General features: G+C 59.2%; 6 protein-coding genes and 2 pseudogenes. 2 read left to right on the top strand and 6 right to left on the bottom strand.

The features are described 5' to 3' along the window. Positions 1 to 266: 266 nt before the first annotated feature. Together NKI49_RS26665 and NKI49_RS26660 are read right to left on the bottom strand one after the other, a co-directional pair. Positions 267 to 467 (bottom strand): hypothetical protein, encoded by a 201-nt coding sequence (locus NKI49_RS26665; protein ID WP_352695819.1) that lies wholly within the window; start codon positions 465 to 467, stop codon positions 267 to 269. A gap of 296 nt (positions 468 to 763) precedes the next feature. Then, positions 764 to 1,003, bottom strand: a pseudogene (locus NKI49_RS26660) (AAA family ATPase); the annotation flags it as partial. A gap of 313 nt (positions 1,004 to 1,316) precedes the next feature. Between NKI49_RS26660 and NKI49_RS26655 the strand changes: the two are divergent. Both NKI49_RS26655 and NKI49_RS26650 read left to right on the top strand, forming a co-directional pair. Next, positions 1,317 to 1,610 (top strand): annotated as a pseudogene (locus NKI49_RS26655) (ArsR/SmtB family transcription factor); the annotation flags it as partial. A 583-nt stretch (positions 1,611 to 2,193) separates the two neighbouring features. Continuing rightward, complete coding sequence (locus NKI49_RS26650; protein WP_352605531.1) at positions 2,194 to 2,607, top strand: MAPEG family protein; 414 nt, start codon at positions 2,194 to 2,196, stop codon at positions 2,605 to 2,607. A 20-nt stretch (positions 2,608 to 2,627) separates the two neighbouring features. Here the strand turns inward: NKI49_RS26650 and NKI49_RS26645 are convergent, their stop codons facing one another. The 4 genes from NKI49_RS26645 to NKI49_RS26630 all read right to left on the bottom strand — a co-directional run bounded on the left by NKI49_RS26645 (position 2,628) and on the right by NKI49_RS26630 (position 5,811). Continuing rightward, a complete protein-coding gene (locus NKI49_RS26645) occupies positions 2,628 to 2,855 on the bottom strand; it encodes a hypothetical protein (protein ID WP_352605529.1) in 228 nt (75 codons plus the stop codon). A 128-nt stretch (positions 2,856 to 2,983) separates the two neighbouring features. Continuing rightward, positions 2,984 to 4,021, bottom strand: a complete 1,038-nt coding sequence (locus tag NKI49_RS26640) for an IS110 family RNA-guided transposase (protein ID WP_352605527.1) — start codon at positions 4,019 to 4,021, stop codon at positions 2,984 to 2,986. Between the two features lie 729 nt (positions 4,022 to 4,750). Next, positions 4,751 to 5,071 carry a hypothetical protein gene (locus NKI49_RS26635; RefSeq protein ID WP_352605525.1) on the bottom strand — a complete coding sequence of 107 codons (321 nt, stop codon included), beginning with the start codon at positions 5,069 to 5,071 and terminating at the stop codon, positions 4,751 to 4,753. A gap of 8 nt (positions 5,072 to 5,079) precedes the next feature. Next, positions 5,080 to 5,811, bottom strand: a complete 732-nt coding sequence (locus NKI49_RS26630; RefSeq protein WP_352605523.1) for a Crp/Fnr family transcriptional regulator — start codon at positions 5,809 to 5,811, stop codon at positions 5,080 to 5,082. Positions 5,812 to 6,000: the final 189 nt, after the last annotated feature.

Here is a 6,000-nt window from a genome sequence, read left to right as displayed (position 1 = left end):
CCATCGCAGTGCTCCCAACCGAATCACAGCACCCAGCGAATCACACCCGAACGTCAATGCAAAATGCCCGAAAATCTCCGTTAACCTGAATTCCCAACCGTGGTGGCTCTGACGGAGCGCTGGCCAAGAATGCCAGCTTCGTGGCATGTTCGAGCGCAAGCGCCTCGGCCTCGTGCCGAAGCCGCCTCAGAAAGTGTTTGCCAGACGTTCGTTCATTCGCTCACCTCCTTCTGCTGCCGTGCCGCAAAGCATTCCATTTCCGCTGGTCACTGCCGCGGCTGATCCCGCTCTCTGGCCTCGACGATCGGTTCGATCAGCGGCTCGAGTTGCCTGATCGAGCCGCCCTTCCACTTGGTCGTCAACACGGCGAGCTCGGTTGCATCGAACGACGTCGCCCAGCTCGGTCGGCCCGCCTCCGCGTACGCGCGTTCGAGCACGGGAAAGGTGGTCGGGACCAGGTTCAGCAAAGGCAAGGATTCGACACCGGTCGCGCAGCACCGGCGCAATGGTCGCGATCGTGTTCGCCGTCATCAGCCAGGAGACATGCGAGAGATCACAGGACGATTCGACGTAAAGATGGAACCAGCGTGACGAGGTTTCCTTCTCGAACTGCGTGAGCAACACATCGTGGACATTGCCGTTGTGGCGGCTGGTGCCGATCTTCTCGATCTCCGTCGAGGATGACGATCGGCCCGGTATTGTGGTGGCGACGGATTGACATGACGGCAAGGCTCGGTTCCCCCGAAGACCAGCGCCTTGCCGTCGCGCCAAGCGCGGAGTCGCACAAGCCTCCGCACGACACCAGTTCGTAAGGGACCGCCAGCTCTTCGCACAGCCGCCTGGCGAGGCGGGTCTTGCCGCATCCCGATGTCCCACAATGATGGTTGGGCGAATATGAACATGCTCCCTGCCGACGAGACGCTTGAGAATCTCGTCGATTACCGCGACGGCGTAGGGACTCCGCCGCAAGTCTGATCGGTACGGGCGCAAGGTCCGGCGTCACGGCAGCTGCAGCGCCACGTCGGGCAGCGTCCCAAATTCCTTGACCACCTGCTTGCCCTCGGGGGTGGTGTCGTTCGTTGCCGATCGAGCGGACGACGACGACCGAGCCGTTCGCCCCTCCGGCCCTCTCGACGGGCTCCTCACGGAAGTCTTCCCATTTCCTGGCGGCGGGAGGGTCTTTGTCCTTCGGCTTCTCTTCCGGTCCCGGCAGCCGGTTCTCGATTGCCACAAATGAGGCGCTACTGCTGGTTTTGCGTCCGGCTGGTGGCTATACCAGGTTGACAGGACAGGCCCAGCGCTTTAAGTTCGCGTTAGTGGTCACTAACGCGAACTATTGGACTGCGCTCGGAGACTCGACGAGGCGCACGATCTTCGAACTGTTGGTCGAACAGCCTTGTTCGGTCAGCGGACTCGCTCGTGTGCTGCCTGTAACCAGACCGGCGGTCTCTCAGCACTTGAAGGTACTCAAGGATGCCGGGCTTGTGGCCGACACGCGCTTAGGCAAGGAACGCATATATCGTATCGATCCCGGCGGCCTGGCAAGTCTGCGCGCGGAAGTCGATCAGTTCTGGAGCAAGACCCTAGCCGGCTACAAATTGACCGTCGAGCCTCCGAAGAAGGAACCAGACATGAGCAAGCATCCTGCACCCGCGCCTGTAAGGCACTCCGTCGTTGTCGAGGCGCCTATCGCGCGTGCTTTCAAGGTCTTCACCGAGGATTTCGGCAGGTTCAAACCTCGCGAGCACAATCTTCTCGCAATGCCCATTGCTGAGACGATCTTTGAACCCCGGGTCGGGGGGCACGTTTACGATCGCGGCGTGGACGGCAGCGAGTGCCGCTGGGCTCGTGTGTTGGCTTACGATCCGCCCAGCCGAATGGTTCTGAGCTGGGATATCAGCCCGCGGTGGCAGATTGAGACCGACCTGAACAAGACCAGCGAATGGGAAGTCCGGTTCACGGCGGAGACGGAGAACCGAACCAGGGTTGAGATCGAGCACCGGAATCTCGAACGCCATGGCGAAGGCTGGGACAGCGTGCGCGGTGGGGTTGATAGCGATCAGGGCTGGCCGCTGTATCTGCAGCGGTTCCACGATCTTTTCACCGGTCAGGCGGCCTGACACCGATCTGCGATTGAGGACGCGGCTCGCAAGCACCGTTTGTTCCACTGCCGTTCCCGGGAGTGGAGACAACATGGAAGCCTACTGGTTAAGCATTCTCGGCGTGCTGGCGATCTGTTTGCTATCGGTAGTCTTGGCAATCTACTCGGGTTCGTCCAAAGGATTTGCGGGAGCGCTGGCGGGACCGGTAGTCCCGGCAGACGACGGCAATCGTCTCTATAGGATTGACCGCGTCCACATGAACTCGGTCGAGGCACTGGCGCCCTTTGTCGTGCCCGCGATGCTAGCGATGATGGTTGGTGTTGGAGCTGCCACGTTGGCGACGCTTGTGTGGGTTCATATGGTGATACGCCTGCTCCATTTGGGTATCTATCTGCGTGGTGGAAACGCCGCCAGGGGAGGCAGTGTCAGGACGATTCTGTACGTCTCCGGAGCGCTGGTCACGTTTGCGCTCCTCCTTGTGACTGCATGGGCAGCGCTCAATTGATGTGGCGCCAGCCTCGGACGCTAATCCTGGGCGATGTCTATCTCTTGCGCATGCCCTTCAGCATTGCCACCGACAATGTCTTCTGTGGATGGCATCCCGCGATGCAAGAGGTAATTCGACATTATGGCGCGTTGGTCGGGTGCAGTCTTCTGTCCGGCCTGTTGATGCAGCCATTCGAGACTGCTGGCCCTGATGGGGTCGGCGAACTGGGTCCCAATCTGCTTATCAGGCTTTGATGCCTCGGACATTCGACGGGTTGTCCCTGTTCCCGGCCTGACCGGTCTCGCCATCACATCGCGTCGCTCTCACAACCTCATGGAGCCGATCGATCGGCTCGAACTGTTCTCTGCCCTTAAAATTTCATCCTCTTCGAACCTTACGCCGCAAGGCTCGCGGCATGGCGAGCTTGATAGGTTTCGCCGCGCGCCATGATCGCCCACACCACGCGGGCCATCTTGTTTGCCATGGCTACGCTTGCCACGCGCGCTGGCTTCCTGGCGAGCAACGCGAGGAGGCGCGGATCCGCTGTCTCCGGTTTGTATCTCGCCCGACGAATCAACGATGTAGCGCCGACCACCAGGAGCTTTCTCAGATACCGGTCGCCCATCTTGGTGATGCGGCCGAGCCGATCCTTGCCGCCGCTCGAGTTTTGCGAAGGTGTCAGCCCAAGCCAGGCGGCGAACTCTCGACCGGAGCGGAACTGACCCGGATCGGCAACCGAGGCCGCCAACGCTGTAGCCCCTACCGGACCGATACCGGGGATCGTCGACAAGCGTCGTGCGACGTCGTCGGTTCGTTGGAGGGCACTGATCGAACGGTCGATCGCCTGGAGACGAACATGGGTGTCGAGCACCTGCCCGCACAGGAGACCGAGAACCTGCGTTGCCATTGCCGGCACTTCCGGCGTCGCTTCCTTCGCGGCGATCTGGTGCGCCAGCCTGAGCGCCCGCTCCAAACCTTGGGGAATGTCGATGCCGAACTCAGCCAACAAGCCGCGGATCATGTTCACGAGTTGCGTGCGCTGCTTGACCAGAAGATTGCGTGTGCGGTGAAGCGACAGGGCCGCCTGTTGCTCGGCCGACTTCATCGCCACGAAGCGCATGGTCGGGCGTGTCACCGCTTCGCAGATCGCTTCCGCGTCCACTGCATCATTCTTGCCGCGCTTCACATAAGGCTTCACGTAGCTCGGCGGCATCAAGCGGACCTCATGGCCGAGCTCCGTCAGTTCTCGAGCCCAGTGATGTGACGTCCCGCAGGCCTCGATCCCGATCAGGCAGCGCGGTAGCTTGACGAAGAACGGCAGAACTTGCGATCGGCGCAGTGCCTTGCGCACAACAACGTCTCCAGACGCGTCGACGGCGTGAACTTGAAAAATGCGCTTGGCCAGATCGAGGCCCACGGTGGTAATCTGCATGGCGGATGGCTCCTTTGCTCGGGTTGCCTGACAGCAAACCCACTGTGGCACTCAGATGCCGGGAGCGGGAGCCATCCACCTCATCTGCTTACAGGAGGGGCAAAGTTGGTCTCTATGGCCAAAAGCGGGCAGAAAGCGGTTGTCATCGGAGATTTGCCAGGAGAACGGACCGATGACGGGTCGCGAGACCGCCGATGCCGAACCACGTTGGCGGGATGTTAAAGTTCTGGTCGTTGCGACGAGATTCACGGTAACTAACCCGCGATCGAGCGCGAAGCGATGTATAACGTAAATGAAATCATTATTGTCAACGATTATTAACCGAAGTCACACAATACAGACCGACTTAGCGATCCTGGTTAATTCTGTATCTGGCGTTAAAAAAAATACATGAGAAGAGCCTACAGTATATGTTGATGTACAATTATCCCGCTTGATACTCGTATCGAATTCTAGATCATGCCCGTGCACGCTTCGGATGAGTTTTCTTTGGAAGCAGCTACTTACAAGAACCAATCCGAACTGCGTACCAGCTGACGGCCGCGAGCGCGGGATAACTTGGGCGATTGCGAGGATTTTGACCTCAAGTTAACTCTCAAGGGGCTTCGCGCGGGTCCGAGAGAAAGAAAAAGGGCGGCGTTGATCAAAACCGGCGAGGCGATGCTCGAAACTTGTTCCAAGGCCAGCCTTTTGGATGAGACCTACCACGAAATGTACGTCCTTAACCGTTCATTGACTCTCGCCGCTTGCGATCTCTAAATCGGTTCTGAGGAAACGTTCTTGCACGTGCGTACTGGGAGGCGCTCGATGTTGAATCCGCTCGGCAATTCTTGCTTTTGTCCCGCTGATTTGCAGATCTGCCAACGGGTCTTCGATCGGCTTTGTGCCGAGCGAAGTTTCGACCACACAAGTCAACAAGCGGAGCTCATAGCTTCGGCGGTGCTGCATCGCTTTCAAATCGGCCACATGGATGAAGGAGAACTTTGGCTTGCGGTCCGGACGTGCAGCCTGTACCGGCGGGCCGTGGCAATGCTTCGAAATGCCGACCACTCAGGTTTCTATCGAGGCGCCACCCGTGGCCCGGATTTGCCGAGCAGCCGGGCATATTCTGCTTCAGGCTGGCCATAAAAGCCATCTGCGGCAGCGATCAGGCCCTCCCGGTCGCGAATGGTGACTTCACCGCGGCGGGACTTGATGAGCCCGTCTCCTTCGAGCAGTTGCAGGGCGATCGTTACGCCCGGACGCCTTACGCCAAGCATCACCGCCAGGAAATCGTGGGTGATCGCGATTTGGTCGCCGATGATCCGGTCGTCGCACATCAGCAGCCATCTCGCCAACCGATCTTCCAGCCTCGCGCGGGCATTGATCAAGGCCGTGGATCTGGTCTGGATGTGAAGGTAGTGGACATAGCGAAGCAGCAATTGCCGGAGAGTTGGACTGCTTTCCAGCGCAGCCTTGAACGGCTCCGCGTCGATGCCAACCGCCTCACTCGTCACCTGAATATAGCAATCCTGGGTTGCCCAGTCGACGCCCATGACCAAGGCGCAGCCGGTCATACCTTCGCGACCGATAATGCCTACCTCCGCATTCGCTTCCGGCCGAATTTTCGCCACGACAGATGCAATGCCGCTTTCGAGAAAGTAGACACACTCAATCGGCTCGCCAGCCGATTCCAGCGAAGCCTTCAATTCAAGATGTCGGTTGTGCATGTGGGGTTGAAGGAGTGCGAAATCGGCTTGGCTGAGGCGGCCTAACAGCTCGCTTCTGCTCTGGGTAATTTCCTGGTCCATGGCGCTCTCCCATAAAGGCAAGAGCGCTTGTCATCTCCCAGCCGCCTGCGCCCGTGGCATATGCAGACGATGGCAAACTGTATCATAATTCCGGCGAACCGTACGTTTTACACTATTGCCGATCACGCTGCGTCTTCTTGCGCTCCAGAATCAGCGAATGGCGAAGGGCATCAAAGTTGGCGACGAGGT

The sequence above is a fragment of the Mesorhizobium sp. M0587 genome (assembly GCF_040320945.1).
GTDB lineage: Bacteria > Pseudomonadota > Alphaproteobacteria > Rhizobiales > Rhizobiaceae > Mesorhizobium.
This window is presented reverse-complemented; position numbering and strand designations above follow the sequence as displayed.

Bases quoted from the DNA above. Each gene is read 5' to 3' on its own strand.
- NKI49_RS26650 (WP_352605531.1), top strand. From the start codon at position 2,194: ATGGAAGCCTACTGGTTAAGCATTCTCGGCGTGCTGGCGATCTGTTTG.
- NKI49_RS26640 (WP_352605527.1), bottom strand. From the start codon at position 4,021: ATGCAGATTACCACCGTGGGCCTCGATCTGGCCAAGCGCATTTTTCAA.
- NKI49_RS26645 (WP_352605529.1), bottom strand. From the start codon at position 2,855: ATGTCCGAGGCATCAAAGCCTGATAAGCAGATTGGGACCCAGTTCGCC.
- NKI49_RS26630 (WP_352605523.1), bottom strand. From the start codon at position 5,811: ATGGACCAGGAAATTACCCAGAGCAGAAGCGAGCTGTTAGGCCGCCTC.